The organism is Kineosporiaceae bacterium SCSIO 59966 (assembly GCA_020881835.1).
GTDB lineage: Bacteria > Actinomycetota > Actinomycetes > Actinomycetales > SCSIO-59966 > SCSIO-59966.
In genome coordinates this window covers 442,152-457,875 of the sequence record CP052876.1, presented here as the reverse complement: position 1 = coordinate 457,875, position 15,724 = coordinate 442,152, and the positions used below count along the sequence as shown (strand labels likewise).

General features: G+C 72.1%; 24 protein-coding genes and 3 tRNA genes. 2 read left to right on the top strand and 25 right to left on the bottom strand.

Features of this window, described 5'->3' with window-relative positions:
* Positions 1-22: 22 nt before the first annotated feature.
* The 4 genes from rpmG to HJG43_02260 all read right to left on the bottom strand — a co-directional run bounded on the left by rpmG (position 23) and on the right by HJG43_02260 (position 721).
* Positions 23-193: a 50S ribosomal protein L33 gene (gene rpmG, locus HJG43_02275; GenBank protein ID UER53572.1), complete on the bottom strand. Its 171-nt coding sequence runs from the start codon at positions 191-193 to the stop codon at positions 23-25.
* 134 nt (positions 194-327) lie between these two features.
* A tRNA-Met gene (locus HJG43_02270) sits at positions 328-404 on the bottom strand.
* A 36-nt stretch (positions 405-440) separates the two neighbouring features.
* Positions 441-513, bottom strand: a tRNA-Thr gene (locus tag HJG43_02265).
* Between the two features lie 126 nt (positions 514-639).
* Positions 640-721: transfer RNA gene (locus HJG43_02260), tRNA-Tyr, on the bottom strand.
* A gap of 101 nt (positions 722-822) precedes the next feature.
* Here HJG43_02260 and HJG43_02255 point away from each other — a divergent pair.
* Positions 823-1,314 carry a YajQ family cyclic di-GMP-binding protein gene (locus HJG43_02255; protein UER53571.1) on the top strand — a complete coding sequence of 164 codons (492 nt, stop codon included), beginning with the start codon at positions 823-825 and terminating at the stop codon, positions 1,312-1,314.
* A gap of 49 nt (positions 1,315-1,363) precedes the next feature.
* Here the strand turns inward: HJG43_02255 and HJG43_02250 are convergent, their stop codons facing one another.
* The 8 genes from HJG43_02250 to HJG43_02215 form a co-directional block, all read right to left on the bottom strand.
* Positions 1,364-1,723 (bottom strand): YccF domain-containing protein, encoded by a 360-nt coding sequence (locus HJG43_02250; protein ID UER55633.1) that lies wholly within the window; start codon positions 1,721-1,723, stop codon positions 1,364-1,366.
* Positions 1,724-1,785: 62 nt separating this feature from the next.
* Positions 1,786-2,658, bottom strand: coding sequence for a zinc metalloprotease HtpX (gene htpX / locus HJG43_02245; GenBank protein UER53570.1), 873 nt, complete (start codon positions 2,656-2,658; stop codon positions 1,786-1,788).
* Between the two features lie 106 nt (positions 2,659-2,764).
* The gene (locus HJG43_02240) at positions 2,765-2,917 is read right to left on the bottom strand and encodes a hypothetical protein (GenBank protein UER53569.1); all 153 of its coding nucleotides are present in this window, start codon (positions 2,915-2,917) and stop codon (positions 2,765-2,767) included.
* A complete protein-coding gene (locus tag HJG43_02235) occupies positions 2,914-3,435 on the bottom strand; it encodes a 4Fe-4S binding protein (GenBank protein ID UER53568.1) in 522 nt (173 codons plus the stop codon). Before HJG43_02235 ends, HJG43_02240 begins: the two co-directional genes overlap by 4 nt.
* A gap of 140 nt (positions 3,436-3,575) precedes the next feature.
* The gene (locus tag HJG43_02230; protein ID UER55632.1) at positions 3,576-3,857 is read right to left on the bottom strand and encodes a hypothetical protein; all 282 of its coding nucleotides are present in this window, start codon (positions 3,855-3,857) and stop codon (positions 3,576-3,578) included.
* 86 nt (positions 3,858-3,943) lie between these two features.
* Entirely contained in the window at positions 3,944-4,684 is a 741-nt protein-coding gene (locus HJG43_02225; GenBank protein UER53567.1) for an NADH-quinone oxidoreductase subunit C, read from the bottom strand.
* Positions 4,582-5,094 carry an NADH-quinone oxidoreductase subunit B gene (locus HJG43_02220; GenBank protein ID UER53566.1) on the bottom strand — a complete coding sequence of 171 codons (513 nt, stop codon included), beginning with the start codon at positions 5,092-5,094 and terminating at the stop codon, positions 4,582-4,584. The genes HJG43_02225 and HJG43_02220 overlap by 103 nt, the downstream gene beginning before the upstream one ends.
* The gene (locus HJG43_02215) at positions 5,085-5,282 is read right to left on the bottom strand and encodes an NADH-quinone oxidoreductase subunit A (protein ID UER55631.1); all 198 of its coding nucleotides are present in this window, start codon (positions 5,280-5,282) and stop codon (positions 5,085-5,087) included. Before HJG43_02215 ends, HJG43_02220 begins: the two co-directional genes overlap by 10 nt.
* A gap of 121 nt (positions 5,283-5,403) precedes the next feature.
* Between HJG43_02215 and HJG43_02210 the strand changes: the two genes are divergently transcribed.
* Positions 5,404-6,606, top strand: coding sequence for a hypothetical protein (locus HJG43_02210; protein ID UER53565.1), 1,203 nt, complete (start codon positions 5,404-5,406; stop codon positions 6,604-6,606).
* Between the two features lie 5 nt (positions 6,607-6,611).
* Here the strand turns inward: HJG43_02210 and csrA are convergent, their stop codons facing one another.
* From csrA to HJG43_02145, 13 genes are all read right to left on the bottom strand, one after another.
* Positions 6,612-6,845: a carbon storage regulator CsrA gene (csrA, locus tag HJG43_02205; protein UER53564.1), complete on the bottom strand. Its 234-nt coding sequence runs from the start codon at positions 6,843-6,845 to the stop codon at positions 6,612-6,614.
* Between the two features lie 10 nt (positions 6,846-6,855).
* Entirely contained in the window at positions 6,856-7,956 is a 1,101-nt protein-coding gene (locus tag HJG43_02200) for an EscU/YscU/HrcU family type III secretion system export apparatus switch protein (protein UER53563.1), read from the bottom strand.
* Positions 7,953-8,750, bottom strand: a complete 798-nt coding sequence (gene fliR / locus HJG43_02195; protein ID UER53562.1) for a flagellar biosynthetic protein FliR — start codon at positions 8,748-8,750, stop codon at positions 7,953-7,955. Before fliR ends, HJG43_02200 begins: the two co-directional genes overlap by 4 nt.
* A complete protein-coding gene (locus HJG43_02190; protein UER53561.1) occupies positions 8,750-9,022 on the bottom strand; it encodes a flagellar biosynthetic protein FliQ in 273 nt (90 codons plus the stop codon). Before HJG43_02190 ends, fliR begins: the two co-directional genes overlap by 1 nt.
* A 24-nt stretch (positions 9,023-9,046) precedes the next feature.
* The gene (gene fliP, locus HJG43_02185) at positions 9,047-9,820 is read right to left on the bottom strand and encodes a flagellar type III secretion system pore protein FliP (protein ID UER53560.1); all 774 of its coding nucleotides are present in this window, start codon (positions 9,818-9,820) and stop codon (positions 9,047-9,049) included.
* A complete protein-coding gene (gene fliO, locus HJG43_02180) occupies positions 9,817-10,173 on the bottom strand; it encodes a flagellar biosynthetic protein FliO (GenBank protein UER55630.1) in 357 nt (118 codons plus the stop codon). The genes fliP and fliO overlap by 4 nt, the downstream gene beginning before the upstream one ends.
* Before the next feature lie 39 nt (positions 10,174-10,212).
* Entirely contained in the window at positions 10,213-11,061 is an 849-nt protein-coding gene (fliN, locus tag HJG43_02175) for a flagellar motor switch protein FliN (GenBank protein UER53559.1), read from the bottom strand.
* Positions 11,058-12,137, bottom strand: a complete 1,080-nt coding sequence (locus HJG43_02170; protein UER53558.1) for a flagellar motor switch protein FliM — start codon at positions 12,135-12,137, stop codon at positions 11,058-11,060. The genes fliN and HJG43_02170 overlap by 4 nt, the downstream gene beginning before the upstream one ends.
* Before the next feature lie 120 nt (positions 12,138-12,257).
* Positions 12,258-12,728 (bottom strand): flagellar basal body-associated FliL family protein, encoded by a 471-nt coding sequence (locus tag HJG43_02165; protein ID UER53557.1) that lies wholly within the window; start codon positions 12,726-12,728, stop codon positions 12,258-12,260.
* Positions 12,729-12,801: 73 nt separating this feature from the next.
* The gene (locus tag HJG43_02160; GenBank protein UER53556.1) at positions 12,802-13,695 is read right to left on the bottom strand and encodes a flagellar motor protein MotB; all 894 of its coding nucleotides are present in this window, start codon (positions 13,693-13,695) and stop codon (positions 12,802-12,804) included.
* Positions 13,692-14,483, bottom strand: coding sequence for a flagellar motor protein (locus HJG43_02155; GenBank protein UER53555.1), 792 nt, complete (start codon positions 14,481-14,483; stop codon positions 13,692-13,694). Before HJG43_02155 ends, HJG43_02160 begins: the two co-directional genes overlap by 4 nt.
* 2 nt (positions 14,484-14,485) lie before the next feature.
* Positions 14,486-14,749, bottom strand: coding sequence for a flagellar FlbD family protein (locus HJG43_02150; GenBank protein UER53554.1), 264 nt, complete (start codon positions 14,747-14,749; stop codon positions 14,486-14,488).
* A 149-nt stretch (positions 14,750-14,898) separates the two neighbouring features.
* Positions 14,899-15,705 (bottom strand): flagellar hook-basal body complex protein, encoded by an 807-nt coding sequence (locus HJG43_02145; GenBank protein ID UER53553.1) that lies wholly within the window; start codon positions 15,703-15,705, stop codon positions 14,899-14,901.
* Positions 15,706-15,724 lie beyond the last annotated feature (19 nt).

Below are 15,724 nucleotides of genomic sequence, written 5' to 3'. Positions count from 1 at the left end.
GGGTCCTGCTGGACCCGCCGTGTCAGCGGGTCTCGCGGTGGGCGGTGTGCTTGCCGCAGCGCGGGCAGAACTTCTGCATCTCCAGCCGGTCGGGGTCGTTCCGCCGGTTCTTCCTGGTGATGTAGTTCCGCTCCTTGCACTCCACGCACGCCATGGTGATCTTCGGACGGACGTCGGCAGTCTTGCTGGCCACGGGACGGTGCCTTCTCTCGCGGGGTCGGAGGGGCTGCGCGGGCGGGCACAGCCGAGCAGGCCGAGGATACGTGCTGCCCAGGGCCCGGGTCGAATCAGGCAGCCCTCGAGCCGGGCAGCGGGCCCCTCGGCCCGTGGTAGCGGGGGCGGGAGTCGAACCCGCGACACATCGATTATGAGCCGATTGCTCTAACCACCTGAGCTACCCCGCCGGGCGTGCCCCGCCCCGCAGGACGAGGGCACCGCAGAGCCCCAATAGGGAATCGAACCCTAGACCTTCTCCTTACCATGGAGACGCTCTGCCGACTGAGCTATTGGGGCGGCAGTCGCAGAGGCTACACGCCGGTCCGCGGCGACGGGAAATCGGCCCCGCCGACGTCCCGGCCGTCCCGGACGGCGCCCCGGGACGACGCAGGGGCGCCCCCTCGGGGACGCCCCTGGCCGCGGTGGCAGGTGCAGGATTCGAACCTGCGAAGGCTGTGCCGGCTGATTTACAGTCAGCTCCCTTTGGCCGCTCGGGCAACCTGCCGCGGGTGCGCCGCAGCACCGGTCTGCGGCGGCTGGAAGGATAGCAAGCCGACGAGGTGCCGCCGAACGGAGCGGCCCAGCCCCCCAGTGCGAGGAGGATCCGTGCCCAACGAGTCGTCGTTCGACGTCGTCAGCAAGGTCGACCGGCAGGAGGTCGACAACGCCGTCAACCAGGCCGCCAAGGAGATCTCCCAGCGGTACGACTTCAAGGGCACCGACGCGTCGGTCGCCTGGAGCGGCGAGGTGATCCGGATGAGCGCCAACAGCGAGGAGCGGGTCAAGGCCGTCCTCGACGTGCTGCAGACCAAGCTGATCAAGCGCGGGGTCTCGCTCAAGGCCCTCGACGCCGGGGAGCCGCGCGCGTCCGGCAAGGAGTACCGGATCGACGCCCCGCTCAAGGAAGGCTTGTCCCAGGAGGTCGCCAAGAAGATCACCAAACTCGTCCGGGACGAGGGCCCCAAGGGGGTCAAGACCCAGGTCACCGGCGACGAGGTGCGGGTCTCCAGCAAGAGCCGGGACGACCTGCAGCAGGTGATCGCCCTGCTCAAGGAGGCCGACCTCGACGTCGCCCTGCAGTTCGTCAACTACCGCTGAGGGCGCCGACCCGGCCACGGTGACCCTCAGGTCCGTACCAGGCTGACCCTCAGGTCCGTACCAGCGTCGTCGCCGTGAGCGGCCGGTCGGCGGGGACGACCTCGCGGCCCAGCGGCAGCAGCGAGATCGGCACGAGCTTGAGGCTGGCGATGCCCAGCGGGATCCCAATGACGGACACGAAGAACGCGACCGCGGAGACGACGTGCCCGAGGGCGAGCCACCAGCCGAACAGGACGAGCCACAGGACGTTGCCGATCCCGGCGCCCAGCCCGGCGTCCGGGCGGCTGACGAGGCGGCGTCCGAACGGCCACAGCACGTAGCCGGCGGTGCGGAACGCCGCCACGCCGAACGGGATCGTCACCACGAGCAGGAACGCCACCAGCCCCGCGACGGCGTAGCCGACGGCCATCCAGAAGCCGGTGACGACGAGCCAGACGACGTTGAGGACGACGGCGAGCGGGCCGGTCGGGCTCACCGCGGGTAGCCCGCCATCGCCTCGAGCCGGGCGATCCGCTCGGCCATCGGCGGGTGGGTGGAGAACAGCTGCGACACCCCGCCCCCCCGGAACGGGTTGGCGATCATGAGGTGGCTGGAGCTGACGAGGTCCCGCTCCGGCGGCAGCGGCAGCTGCCGGGTGCCGGCCTCCAGCTTGCGCAGGGCCGACGCCAGCGCGAGCGGGTCACCGGTGAGGCGCGCGCCGTCCTCGTCGGCGTCGTACTCCCTGGTCCGGCTGATGGCCATCTGGACCAGGCCGGCGGCGATGGGCCCGAGGATGAGCATGAGCATCGCCGAGACCGGGTTGCCGCCACCGCGCTCCCGGTCCCCGCCGCCGAAGAACATCGCGATGTAGGCCAGGTAGGTGATGACGCTGGACATCGCGGCGGCGACCGAGGAGGTGAGGATGTCCCGGTTATAGACGTGCATGAGCTCGTGACCCAGGACGCCGCGCAGCTCGCGCCGGTCGAGGATCTGCAGGATGCCCTCGGTCACGCAGACCGCGGCGTTGGCCGGGTTGCGGCCGGTGGCGAACGCGTTCGGCGCCATCGTCGGCGAGACGTACAGGCGCGGCATCGGCTGGCGGGCGGCGGTGGCCAGCTCGCGGACCATCGCGTACAGCTCCGGCTGCTCGGCCTCGCTCACCGGGCGGGCCCGCATCGCTCGCAACGCGATGCTGTCGCTCTTCCAGTACGCGATGCCGTTCATGGCCAGGGCCAGGACCAGCCCGATCGTGAGGGCGGAGGAGTCCCCGCCGAACAGCAGCCAGCTCGCGCCCAGCACGACCGCCCCGAGCAGGCCGAAGAGCATCGCCGTCTTCAGCCCGTTGAAGTGCCGGTGACCGACCATCGACGGTTGCAACCTCCTCGTGCGTGGGGACGTACCCCGTCTCTGTCGCCTGCTCCAACGCACTGTGGCACGGCGCCGTTCCCGGGGCGGCCCGGCGCGCGGCAGGTCAGCCCAGCGGGCCGGTGAAGGGCGCGGCGACGAGCCCGGGCAGCACCGGCAGGAGCACGACGACCGCGAACGCGGCCAGGTAGACCCCGGCCAGGCCGCCGAAGGCGACGACCGGCCACAGCGCGGCGAGCGCGACGTCCAGGCCAGTCACGCGTGCCCCGCCGGCGGGCGGCGTCCGGGCCGGGCGGGCCGGGACGCCTGCTCGACCTCCTTGGCCGGCGGGGCGCCGGGGTCGGGTGCGGGCGGGGGCGGCACGGTCCACATCCACTCGCGCAGCCGCTCCCGCTCGTGGGTGAGGTCGGCGATGTCGTACTCGCTGTACTCGAAGTGCGGGCTCCAGAACAGCGCGTCGAACGGGCAGACCTCGACGCAGATGCCGCAGTACATGCACAGCGAGAAGTCGATGGCGAACCGGTCCAGGACGTTGCGCTGCCGGGCCCGCGCCGCCCCCTCGACCTGGACGGACTCCTTGTGCGAGTCGATGTAGATGCACCAGTCCGGGCACTCCCGGGCGCACAGCATGCAGACGGTGCAGTTCTCCTCGAGCAGGGCGATCACCCCGCGCGAACGCGGCGGCAGGTCCGGCAGCACGTCCGGGTACTCGGCCGTCGACGTCCGCTGGGTGAGGGTGCGCAGCGTCACCGCCAGTCCCCGCGCCAGCCCCCGCAACGGCCCCCGCCCCGGCGATCTCTGGAGGCTTTCCGGGGTCTCGGAGGCCGGCTTGACCCCGGAATCCCTCCAGAGATCGGTGGCAGGGGGATCGGTGGCAGGGCGGTCGGTGGCAGGGGGATCGGTGGCAGGGCGGTCGGTCACAGGGCCACCACCAGGACGCCAGTGAGGGCGAGCTGGCCGAGCGCGACGGGCACGAGCACTCCCCACGCGAGGCGCTGCAGCTCGGCAACGGCGGCGACGGCGAAGACCACCGCGGCCGGCGCCTGCCACAGCAGCCACCACGGGCTCCACGCCTCGACGATCCCGCTGAGCCGCAGGGTGCCGGCGGCCATCGCCACGCTCGTCGCGGCGAGCACCAGCGGCAGCTCGTGGAACCCGCCGGCGTACATCGGGCCGAGCCGGCGCCGCATGTGCGCCATCACCTTGTGCTCGAGCTGGCCGGCCACCCGCGGCAGGACGAGGAAGGCGGCGAGCACGGACACCGTCCGCAGCGCGATCTGCCCGATCACGGCGTCGGGTCCGCGGGGTTGCCGTCCGGCTGCCTGGCGTCCTCCCGGAGGGGACCCCAGGACGGGTCGGGCACGCCCGGCGGCAGCAGCGTGCGGCGGCTGGGGGCGGCGTGCCCCTGCCCGCCCTCACCGGGCTCCTTGGCGCCCGGCCACGGCCGGGCCGCCCGCGCGGCGAGCTGGAACGACTTGCGCAGCGGCGTGCCCTCGAACCCGTCGGGCAGCAGCAGGGGGCGCAGACCCAGCCCGGAGGGGTCGGTGAACCCGGTGAACTCCACCCCGAACATCTCGAACGTCTCCCGCTCGTGCCACGCCGCGCCGGCCCACAGCCCGGTCACCGACTCCAGCACGAGGTCGTCGGCGGGCAGCCGGGTCCGCAGCAGCATCCGCCGCAGCCCACCACCTCCCGTCGTGCCGCTGGCGACGAGGTGGACGACGACGTCGACCGCCGGCGGGTCGGCGTCCGGCTCGTCCACCGCGGACAGCCAGTCGAACAGGTCGTGGCCCAGTGCGTCCCGGGCGTGCCGCAGGGCGGCACCCCACGCCTGGCGGGGGACGACGTAGCACGGGGTGCCGGTCGCGTCCTCCTGCTCGACCGGTCCCCCGACGACCTCGGCGAGCGCGTCGCGGACGTCGCTCACGGCGTGCCACCGGTGTACCGCTCGCCGAGGTGCTCGTCGGCGATCTTGTCCTGCAGGGCGACGATGCCCTGCAGGAGCGCCTCGGGCCGCGGCGGACACCCGGGTACGTAGACGTCGACCGGGATGATCTGGTCGACGCCCTTCGTCACGCAGTACGAGTCCCAGTACGGTCCGCCGGAGTTCGAGCACGCCCCGAACGAGATGACGTACTTGGGCTCGGGCATCTGCTCGTACAGCCGCTTGATGGCGGGGGCCATCTTGTCGGTCACCGTGCCGGAGACGACCATGAGGTCGGCCTGGCGTGGGCCGGGCGCGAACGGGATCACGCCGAGCCGGATGAAGTCGTGCCGGGCCATCGACGCGGCGATGAACTCGATGGCGCAGCAGGCGAGTCCGAAGTTGAACACCCACAGGCTGTACCGGCGTCCCCAGTTCAGCACGACGCGCACCGGGTCCCCGGTCACCCGCTGCAGCGGCCCGACGCCGGGAGTGGGCAGGTCTACTGCCACCGCAGCACCCCCCGCCGCCACGCGTGCAGCAGCCCGACCGCCAGCACGCCGAGGAACAGGTACGCGTAGAGGTAGTAGCGGACCCGGGTGTGCGCCCGGCCGGTGCCGACCGGGTCGACGCCGCACTCGTACGTCGTCGACTTCGCCGGCGTCGGCACGCTGGGACGCAGCAGCCGGTTGGCGCCCATCCCGGCCACGACGAACAGCACTCCGGCGGCGAGCACCGCGCCCACGACGACGGAGGGCTCGGCTCCGGACGCCTCACCAACCACACCAGGACTGTAGTGCGGCCGGCCGTACTCTCGGGGGGTGCTCGCTCCCGCCGGCGCCCGGTCCGGTGCCGTCCTGCTCGCCGTGGCGCTCGCGGTCGGCGCGTGCTCCGGCGACGGGTCCGCCCCCGTCCCCTCCGGCGCCACGTCGCCGCCCGCGGCGACGTCAGCAGTGACGTCAGCAGCGCCGTCCGCGGACGCGGCGGTGACGGTCACCGGCGTCCCGGAGGACCTGACCGCCGTCCTCACCGACCTCTACACCGGCGCCCAGGTGCCGGCGTCCGCCACCGCCGCCGAGGCACTGGCCGACCGCGCCCCGGCGGACGACGAGGTGCGCGCCGAGGGTGCGACGGGGACGTGGCGGCAGGAACGGGTGGCCGTGGTCGTCGCCGGGCCGAGCGACCGCCAGGACGTCACGCTCGCCGTGGACGGCGGGGACGGCTGGCGGGTCGTCGGCGGCTGGTGGCCCTCCCTCGCCGTCCCGGAGCCGTCCGTCGGCCCGGTCCCCCGGCTTCTCGCCGTCGTCGGCTCCGACGCCCGCCCCGGGCAGGACCCGGCGCGGGCCCGCGCCGACAGCCTGCACGTCGTGGGGGTGGACGGGACCGGAGCCGGGGGTGTGCTCGGCATCCCCCGCGACACGTGGGTGCCGCTGACGACCGGCGGTGAGGGCAAGATCAACAGTGAGCTGGCGCGTGGCGGCCCGGACGCGCAGCTGCAGGCGCTGGAGTCGTTCACCGGCCTGGACCTCGAGGGGCAGGTGGTCACCGGCTTCGAGGGCTTCGTCGCCGTCGTCGACGCGCTGGGCGGGGTCGAGCTCACCCTCGACCGTGCCCTGGTGGACCGGTTCGCCAAGCTGGACCTGCCCGCCGGTGAGCTCCTCCTGGACGGCGAGGACGCCCTGGCCTACGCACGGACCCGGATGACCCAGCCCCGCGGGGACATCGACCGCCAGCTCAACGGCGGCACCGTGCTGCTCGCCGCGGGCGCGGCCGTCCAGTCCGCCGGACCGCTGGCGGTGCCCGGGCTCATCGAGGCCGCCGACCCGCACCTCGTCACCGACCTCACCGCCGAGCAGGTGCTCACCCTTGCCGGAGCCGTGCTGACGGCAGACCCGGCGCGGGTACCCAACACCGTCGTCCCGTCCCGGCCGGGGACGACGGCCGCCGGCACGAGCATCGTCGTCCCGGAGCCGGAGGCACGCGGCGTCCTCGCCGGGCTGGCCGACGGGGCCCTGACGCCGTGACGCGCTCAGGTACTGGGCGGTCGCAGCGACTCGGCAAGCCGCTCCAGCCGGGAGGCGGAGGACGCCGCCTCCTGGTTGGCCGCCTCCACCTCGGCGTGCACTTCCTCCCGGTGGACGGTGACGTCACGAGGCGCTCGCACTCCTAGCCGGACCTGGTCGCCACGCACCTCCAGGACCGTGACGACGACGTCGGCCCCGATCACGATGCTCTCGTGGAGCCGGCGGGTCAGTACGAGCACACGCCCGACCCTAGCGCGCCCCGGCCCCGTAGGCAGTGAGCTCGTGGGTGCCGACCGGGGAGGCCCCTCGGCGGCGCAGCGAGTAGATGAACGCGAGGACGCGAGCCACCGCGGTGTACAGCTGCGGTGGCACCTCGTCCCCCACCTCGCAGCCGGCGGCCAGTGAGCGCGCCAGCGGGACGTCGCGGACTATCGGCACCCGGTGCTCCTGGGCGCGACGGCGGATGGCGGCCGCGATCTCGCCGGACCCCTTGGCCACCACACGTGGCGCTCCCCGTTCCGGGTGGTACTTCAGCGCCACGGCGACGTGCGTCGGGTTCACCACGACCACGTCCGCCCCGGCGACGTCGGCCATCATGCGGTTGCGGGACATCTGCAGCTGGCGCTGACGGATCGCGCCTCGGACGTGCGGGTCACCCTCTGACTGCTTCATCTCCTGCTTGACGTCCCGCATGCTCATCCGCATGTCCTTGGCGAAGTTCCGCTTCTGCACGGCGTAGTCGACGGCGGCCAGCAGGAGGCCGGCGATCGCGGTGTTGCGCATGAGCGTCACCGTGGCGTCTGCGGCGAGGGCCACGCCGCCCTGGATACTCAGCCCGTCGATGTCGACCAGGCGGGGCAGGACCGAGGCGAGCGTCTGGTAGCCCACCGCGGCCAGGACGGCGAGCTTGAGCACCGACTTCCCGGCCTCCCAGAGCCCCTTGGCGCCGAAGAGCCTCTTGATCCCTTGCACCGGGCTCACCCGGCTCTTCTGGGGCTTGAGCGCCGCCGGCGTGAACGCGACGCCGACCTGGGCGAGACTGGCGACGGTGCCGATCACAGCCAGCACCCCGACGAGGAGCGCGATGGCGAGCAGGCCGTCACGCATCGCGGTGCCGAACAGCCCCAGCGCGACGTCGATGTCCGGGGCGCTCACCAGGTCGGCCACCCCGCGGACCGTCTGCCGGAAGCTGCCGACGACGGACGAGGCGGTGTGCTCCAGCAGCAGCGTGACCGCGAGGATGCTCAGCCACGCCGCGAGCTCCGGGGTCTGCACGACCTGACCCTTCCGGCGCGCGTCCTTGAGCTTCTTCGGCGTGGCCTTCTCGGTCTTGTCGGACTTGTCGCTCACGGCGCGCCCCCGTCCGTCGGCTGGCCGCCGTCGAACACGCCGAACAGCCGGGCGTGCTCGCGGGCCGCGTCGTTCGTCACGGCGTCCACGGCGCCCGGCAGCAACGGGATCGTGAGACCGACGAGCACCAGCGCCAGCGCGATCTTGAGCGGGAAGCCGAGGATGAAGACCTCCATCCGCGGGGCGGCCCGGCTCAGCAGGCCGAGCACCACCTCGGCGAGAAAGAGCGCGGCGATCAGCGGCAGGGCGATCTGGACGGCGGCCACGAAGAAGGCGCCGAGGTCGTGCACGAGCCGCTCGGCGAGCAGCGCCCAGTCCCCCGGCCACGACGGAGTGATCTCGAAGGACGCGAGCAGCCCCCGCACGAGCAGCAGGTGCCCGTCGATGACGAACAGCAGCGTCAGGGCCAGCAGCTGGTAGAGGCGGCCGAACACGGCCTGGTTGACCCCCGACAACGGGTCGACCATCGCGCCCAGGCTGAACCCGACCTGCATGTCGATGAGCTCGCCGGCGGCCTGCACGGCGCTGAAGACCAGGAGGGTGACGAAGCCGAGCGCAAGTCCCATCAGCACCTGGAGCAGGGTCGCGCCGATCAGAGCCGACACCTCCGGCGGTGGCACCTGGTCGACGAGCTGGGGTGCCACCGGGATCGCCAGGGCGAGTGCAACGGCGACCTTGACCTGGACCGGGATCGTCCGGCCGTTGAACGGTGGCACGAGGACCAACCACGCCGACGTCCGCAGCAGCGCGAGCAGAAAGCTCGTCAGCAGCGCCGCCGAGGCCTCGACGACCATCAGCCGTCGATCAGACCAGGGATGGCGTCGAAGAGCCCCTGGGTGAAGTTCACCATCTCGTGCAGCATCCAGTTGCCGCCGAGGAGCAGCACTGCGGCCACGCCCAGCACCTTCGGCACGAAGCTGAGGGTGAACTCCTGCACCTGGGTGACCGACTGGAACAGCGAGACGAGCAGGCCCAGCGCGAGGGTGACCAGCAGGATCGGTCCGGCGATCTTTCCGGCGACGATGACCGCCTGCATGGCGATCTCGATGACAGCGGTGTCGGTCATGGCGGTCCCTGAGGTGGTTGGCGGTCAGGCATAGCTGTTCAGCAGCGACTGGGCGATCAGCGACCAGCCGTCCACCAGGACGAACAGCAGGATCTTGAACGGGAGGGAGATCAGCACCGGCGGCAGCATCATCATCCCCATCGACATCAGCGTGGAGCTGACGACGATGTCGATGACGAGGAACGGGATGAAGATGATGAAGCCGATGATGAAGGCGGTCTTCAGCTCGGAGATGACGAAGGCCGGGACGAGGGTGGCCATCGACACGTCCTGCGGGGTGTCCGGACGCTCCGCCCCGCTGGCGTCCATGAACAGGGCGAGCTCGTCGCGGCCGACGTGGGCGAGCATGAAGTCCCGTAGCGGGGCGATGCCGTCGGCGTAGGCGGTCTCCTGGTCCTTGAGCCCGTCGAGGAACGGCGACAGCCCCTCCGACCAGACCTCCGACAGCACCGGTGACATCACGAAGAGACTGAGGAACAGCGCCAGCCCGACGATCACCGGGTTCGGCGGGATCGCCTGCAGCCCGAGGGCGTTGCGGGTCAGCGACAGCACGATCGCGATCCTGGTGAAGCTGGTCATGAGAACCAGCAGGGCCGGCGCCAGGGAGAGCAGGGTGAGGCCGAGGATGACGATGATGGCCTGGCTGGGGACGGCGTCCGGGTCACCGTCCAGCTCGATCGTGACGGCCGGCTCCTCCGGGGCGACGGCAGCGGCGGCGGGGTCGGCGCCGACCAGCACGGCCGCACCGAGGGCCAGGAGGCTCAGCAGCACCAGGGCGGCGCGGTGAACGCCGCTCATCCGCGTCGCACGGTCCGGTCGCGCAGCGACTGCACCGCACTGCGCACGTCCAGCTGTGCCCTCGGGCCACCGGGGCCGGGGTCGTCCGGCGTCGCGAGGTACGCGGCGAGCCGCTCAGCGTCCAGCTCGGCCAGCAGGTTCACCTGGGTGTCGGTGACCCCGAGGACGAGCGGGACGTCGGCCACGCGCACCACCACGACGGAGGCGTTACGGCCGACGCCGTAGCGGTCCAGCACCTGCACCGCGCGCTGGGAGCCGGGGCGGGCGGCGGGCCCGCCCGAGAACCGGCGCAGCAACCGGGCCGCGACGAGCAGCAGCCCCAGCACGGCCGCGAAGGACAGGACGGCACGCAGCACCGTTCCCACGGACGAGACGTCGTCCACTACCGCCCCTCAGCGACGGGCGGAGTCGCCGGACGCCCCGACGATCTCCACGATTCGGATGCCGAACTCCTCGTCGATCACCACGACCTCGCCGCGGGCGATGAGGGTGCCGTTGACGAGGACGTCGACCGGGCTGCCCGCAGCACGGTCCAGCTCGACGACGGACCCGGGGGTCAGGGCGAGCAGGTCGCGCACCGTCATCCGGGTCCGGCCGAGCTCGGCGGTGACACCCATCGGGACGTCGTGCAGCAGGTCCAGCGAGCGGTCCCGGGCGGGAGGGCGCCGGGAGGCGACGAACGGCTGGAACGACCCGCTGCTGGCGCCGGTCGCCGACTCGGCGCGCTGGGCGGGGACCGGTCCGTCGTCCGTCTGCTCCCCGGCCTCGACGCCGGTCAGCAGCAGGGCGACGGTGGCGACCGGTGCGCCGTCGGCGACGAGCCCGGCGGCAGCGAAGCTGGCACCGGCCGCCCGCTCGCTGAGGGCGATCGCCAGGTCGACCTCGCGGGCGGCCTGCAGCTGCACGCCGCGGCCGGCGAGCAGCTCCAGGGCGTCCCGGACGTCGGCGAGCAGCGGCTCGAGCGCCCCTGCCAGGTCCTGTCGGCCCACCGGCCCGTTCTCCAGGCCGTCAGCGAGGTCGGCGGCCAGGAGCAGCACGAGGCTCCCCCGCAGGCCACCCTCGAGGGTGGCGACGACGGCACGGGCGTCCGGTCCGGGGTGGAACCGCTCGTCCGGCAGCGCCGCGCTCAGCGGGTTGTCGACCGCCAGGTCGCCGGCCGCTGACAGGCCGCGGGCCACCGCCGTGGCGCAGGCGACGACGGCGTCGCGGGTGCTCTCGGACGTGGTCGGGGTGTCGGTCATCGGTTGTCCTTCCCGGCGCCGGGCTGGGCCCCGGAGTCGACGATCATGGCGGCGAGGCGGCGGCCCTTGCCGCCGGAGACTGCGTAGGCGACGTGGGTGCCCTCGGCGGTGACCGAGAGCGGTGCGGAGACCGGGTGCCGAAGCGGGACGACGTCCCCGACCTGCAGGTCGACGATCTGGGCGGAGGTGAGCACGACCGGGTCGAAGCGGACGGCGACGTCCACCAGCGCCGAGCGCATCTGCTCGGCCAGGGCGGCCGCCGCCTGCTGCGGGTCGACGCCGCTGCGGTCGGAGAACAGCGACTGGCTCGTGACGTTCTCCAGCGCCGGCTGGACGGCTGCGTGCGGCAGGGCGAGGCTGGCGCGGCCGGCGACCGCGCCGATCCGGATCTGCAAGGAGAGCACGACCATCATGTCGGTGGGCGCGGCCACCTGGGCGAAGTGCGGGTTGGACTCCAGCTGGGTGACTTTGGGACGCACGTGGCTGAGGGACTCGAAGGCGTAGCCGATCTCGTGCACCACCCGGTCCAGCACCTCGCGCACGAGGGGGACCTCGATGTCGGTCAGTGCCCGTTGGGGCTGCTTGCCGTCGCCGGTGCCGCCCAGCATCCGGTCGACGATCGCCATCGTGACCTCCGACGGCAGCTGGAGCAGTGCGGTGCCCGGCAGCGGCTCGAGATCGACGAGGGTGAGCAGGGTGGGGTTGGGTGAGGACCGGACGTACTCCTCGTACGCCATGTGCTCGATCTGCCCGAGACCGACGTGGCTGACCGACCGCAGGGAGATCGACAGCACCGTGGTGAACTGGCGGGCGAACGTCTCCCCCACGATGTGCAAGGCGCGAACCTGGTCACGGCTCAGGGTCCGCGGGCGACGGAAGTCGAAGGCCTGGAGACCGCCGGAGCGGCGAGAGGCCGCAGAGGCCTGCTCGCGCTCCGCCCCGGGCTCATGCTCGAGACGGTCGCCGTCGGCGGTCCCCTCCACCTGTGCGATCAGGCCCTCGATCTCGGCCAGTGGCATCTCACTGCGAGGTAACCCGGTCCCCGGCTCCTTCGCGGTGTTCTCCGACGTGGGCACGATGGCTTCTTCGGCACCAGGGGCCCCCCGACTTGAGGTCTGCCTCGTCCCCCTTTTTGCCGCTCCTGCGCGAGGGACGTGCCGCTACTGCATGAGGAACCGCTACTGCATGAGGAACCGCTACTGCATGAGGAACTGGGTGAAGTACACCTCGAGGACCTCGCCGTGGTACCGCTCGGCGACCTGAGCCGACAGCTCCGCCTTCGCGGCCTGCCGGCCGTCGGTGCCGATGAGCTCGTCGTAGGTCTTGCCGGAGAAGTACGTGATCGCCTGGTCGAGGGCTACCGCGCCGTTGACCTCCGCCTCTGCTTCGTCACCGCCCTCGCTGAGGGGCAGCTGCAGGGCCAGCCCCACCTTGAGCAGCCGTCCGTCGGCGAGGTTCAGCGTGATCGGCTCCAGGGTGGTGACGGCACCCGGCTGCGGTGCCTCCTCGGCGTGGGCCTCGTCGGAGGGCCGCAGCAGGAACCACCAGGCGGCGGCGAGGACGACGACGAGGACGATCCCGCCGACGACGACGAGGCGGCGGCGGCGGTTCGGTGTGGTGACGGCGCCCGTCTCCTCGTCGGGGGCGGTGGCGGTAGGTGTGCTCATGTGGGTCTCCTGGGACGGCGCGGGCTGGGCGTCAGGGCTCGGGCGTCAGGGCTCGGGCGTCAGGGCTCGGGGGTCAGGGCTCGCCAAGGGCCAGCGGAGCAAGAGCGAGGACGACGACCTCCACCCGGCGGTTGACCTGTCGGTTCGACGGGCTGTCGTTGGGCGCGAGCGGCCGTTGGTCGGCGTAGCCGCTGGCGGAGGCACGGGCCGGGTCGAGCCCGTGCCGGTCGAGGAGGTACCGCAGCACCGTGGTGGCGCGAGCGGTGGACAGCTCCCAGTTGGACGGGAACGGCGCCGTGGAGATCGGCACGTTGTCGGTGTGCCCGTCGACGGTGACGGCGTTCGGCAACGGGGCCAGGGCGGGGCCGATGGCGTCCAGCACCTCCCGACCGTGACTCTGCAGGTCGGCCTCCCCCGGCATGAAGAGCACCTCGTCGGTGACGATGGTGACCACGAGTCCCCGCTCGTCGTACCGGAAGCTGACGGCGTCGCCCATTCCTCGGGCGTCCAGTGCCTGCTGGATCTGCTGGCGGACCCTCTCCAGGGAGGCCATCTCGAGGCTGGCGCCGTCCGCGGACGTGTCGGCGCCGTCCGCTGTGCCCGGGTCGGTCTCCTCGACGTCGCCGGGCCGCACGGCTGGGGCGGCGAGCGCCTGCCGCACGGTCTCCTGCAGGTTCTCCGGGCTGTACTCGTCGACGCCGGGTTGCAGCGGCGCGTCGCCGACGGACGCGCCTGTGGTCAGCAGGCCGGACCCGCCGTCCATCAGGCTGGGCCCGGTGCCGAACTGCTCGGCGAAACCGGCTTTGAGCTGCTCGTACTTGCGCTGGTCGACCTGGCTCATCGAGAACAGCACGATGAACAGCACCATGAGCAGCGTCACCATGTCGGCGTAGGTGACCATCCACCGCTCGTGATTGCCGTGCTCCTCCTCCTCGTGGGCCGGCCCCTGGCGGCGGCGCGCGCTCACGCCGCCTCCTCGGCCGGGGCGCGGTCCTGCTCCTCCTTGACGGTGCCGGGCGGCAGGAAGGACCGCAGGCGGCGCTCGACGAGCCGAGGGTTGCTTCCGGACTGGATCGCCATGATTCCCGCGACGGTCAGCTCCATCTGCCGAACCTCGAGCTCGGTCAGCCGCCTGAGCCGGCTGGCGATCGGCAGCCAGATGAGGTTGGCGCTCATCACACCCCACAGCGTGGCGACGAAGGCTCCGGCGATGAGGTGGCCGAGCTTCTCCGGCTCGCTGAGGTTCTCCAGGACGTGGACGAGTCCGATCACGGTGCCGACGATGCCGATGGTCGGCGCGTAGCCGCCCATGTCGGCGTACAGCTGCGCGTCGGTCTTGCCTGCGTTGCGGACCGCCGCGACCTCGATGTCGAGGATGTCGTGCAGCTCGTCGGGCTCGGTGCCGTCGACGAGGAGCTCCAGGCCGCGGCGCAGGAACGGGTCGTCGACCCGCTGGGCCCGTTCCTCGAGGGCGAGCAGGCCGTTGCGACGCGCGTGCTCGGCGAGCTCCACCATCAGCGCGACCGGCTGCTCCGGGCGGGGCGCCTTCGCCGTGAACGCTCGCTTGAGCGACTTGAGGGAGCCGACGAAGTCCCGGGTCAGGCCGCCGGCCAGGCCCACGCCGAGGGTTCCGCCGAACACGAGGATCATCGGTGGCAGCAGGATGATGCTCATCGGACTGCTGCCCTCGAGGAACACCGAGAGCAGCACTGCGCCGAAGGCGGCGGAGATGCCGATGATGGTTGCCGGGTCCATCGTCAGTCCTCGTCCGTGACGGGCAGCAGCCGCAGCGACGGCGACGGCACGGCCGTCTCACCGGTCGTCTCCAGCAGATGAGCCCGGGCCAGCACCGACGCCCGGAAGTCGCGGACCAGGTCCACGAGCTGCGGGACCGACTCCGCGATCACGAGCTTGGTCCCGTCGGACAGGGTCAGGACGGTGTCCGGGGTCGCTTCGGCGCGTTCGATCAGGTCCGGGTTCAGCGCGAACCGCGCCCCGTTCAACCTCGACACGAGGATCACGGCGACTCCACTCCCTGGACGGCGTGTCGGCGGTCGTCCGTGACCGCCGCCGGCGGGTCGCCCCACCGCTTCTCCTCTTCCCCATCGACGCGGACGTCGTGAATCTGAGGAGTTGCCGGGTCACAGCGACCCGCCGGCCCCTCCCCCGGCTACCGCTTGAGGTTCACCAGCTCCTGGAGCATCTCGTCCGAGGTGGTGATCGTCCGCGAGTTCGCCTGGAAGCCGCGCTGGGCGACGATGAGGTTGGTGAACTCCTGGGCCAGGTCGACGTTGCTCATCTCGAGCATCCCGCTGGCCAAGGTGCCGTACCCGTCCTCACCGGGCGCACCGAGCTCGGGGGCGCCGGAGTTCACCGTGGCCCGGTACAGGGAGTTGCCGGTCTTCTCCAGACCACCGGGGTTGTTGAACGTCACCAGGGCGATCTGGGCCAGGTCCTCGTTGCCGCTGGCGAACACGCCGACGAGGGTGCCGTCGGGCGAGATCGTGTAGGAGAGCAGCCCCTCGCCGGCGCCGTTGGTCTCCGGCCGCACGACCGGCGCGCCGTCGACGCCGAGGATGCGGCCACCGCCAGGCGTCACCAGGGTGCCGGTCTGGTCGAAGCTGAGGTTGCCGGCCCGCGTGTACAGGGTCTCGGCGCCCAGCTGGACGACGAAGAAGCCGTCACCCTCGATGGCCAGGTCCTCGGCGCGGTTGGTCACCTGGACGGCGCCCTGCCCGAAGTTCTGGGTGATCGCGCCGACCCGGCTGCCGAGGCCGACCTGGGCCGGGTTCGTGCCGCCCAGCTCGGCGCCGGGTGCACCCGCACCCTGAACCGTCTGGCTCAGCACGTCCTGGAACACCGTGGAGCTCGACTTGAAGCCGGTGGTGTTGACGTTGGCGATGTTGTTGCCGACGACGTCCATCATCGTCTGGTGGCCGCGGAGCCCGGAGACTCCGGAGTACATGGAACGCAGCATCTCTCTTCTCCTGTCAGGG

Excerpts from the sequence above, each read along its gene's own strand:
- HJG43_02190 (UER53561.1), bottom strand. The coding sequence starts at position 9,022 with ATGACCGACACCGCTGTCATCGAGATCGCCATGCAGGCGGTCATCGTC.
- HJG43_02250 (UER55633.1), bottom strand. The coding sequence starts at position 1,723 with ATGGCCGTCGGCTACGCCGTCGCGGGGCTGGTGGCGTTCCTGCTCGTG.
- fliR (UER53562.1), bottom strand. The coding sequence starts at position 8,750 with ATGGTCGTCGAGGCCTCGGCGGCGCTGCTGACGAGCTTTCTGCTCGCG.
- HJG43_02145 (UER53553.1), bottom strand. The coding sequence starts at position 15,705 with ATGCTGCGTTCCATGTACTCCGGAGTCTCCGGGCTCCGCGGCCACCAG.
- HJG43_02230 (UER55632.1), bottom strand. The coding sequence starts at position 3,857 with ATGGCGCACATGCGGCGCCGGCTCGGCCCGATGTACGCCGGCGGGTTC.
- fliP (UER53560.1), bottom strand. The coding sequence starts at position 9,820 with ATGAGCGGCGTTCACCGCGCCGCCCTGGTGCTGCTGAGCCTCCTGGCC.
- HJG43_02155 (UER53555.1), bottom strand. The coding sequence starts at position 14,483 with ATGGACCCGGCAACCATCATCGGCATCTCCGCCGCCTTCGGCGCAGTG.
- htpX (UER53570.1), bottom strand. The coding sequence starts at position 2,658 with ATGGTCGGTCACCGGCACTTCAACGGGCTGAAGACGGCGATGCTCTTC.
- fliN (UER53559.1), bottom strand. The coding sequence starts at position 11,061 with ATGACCGACACCCCGACCACGTCCGAGAGCACCCGCGACGCCGTCGTC.
- HJG43_02165 (UER53557.1), bottom strand. The coding sequence starts at position 12,728 with ATGAGCACACCTACCGCCACCGCCCCCGACGAGGAGACGGGCGCCGTC.
- HJG43_02215 (UER55631.1), bottom strand. The coding sequence starts at position 5,282 with ATGGGCGCCAACCGGCTGCTGCGTCCCAGCGTGCCGACGCCGGCGAAG.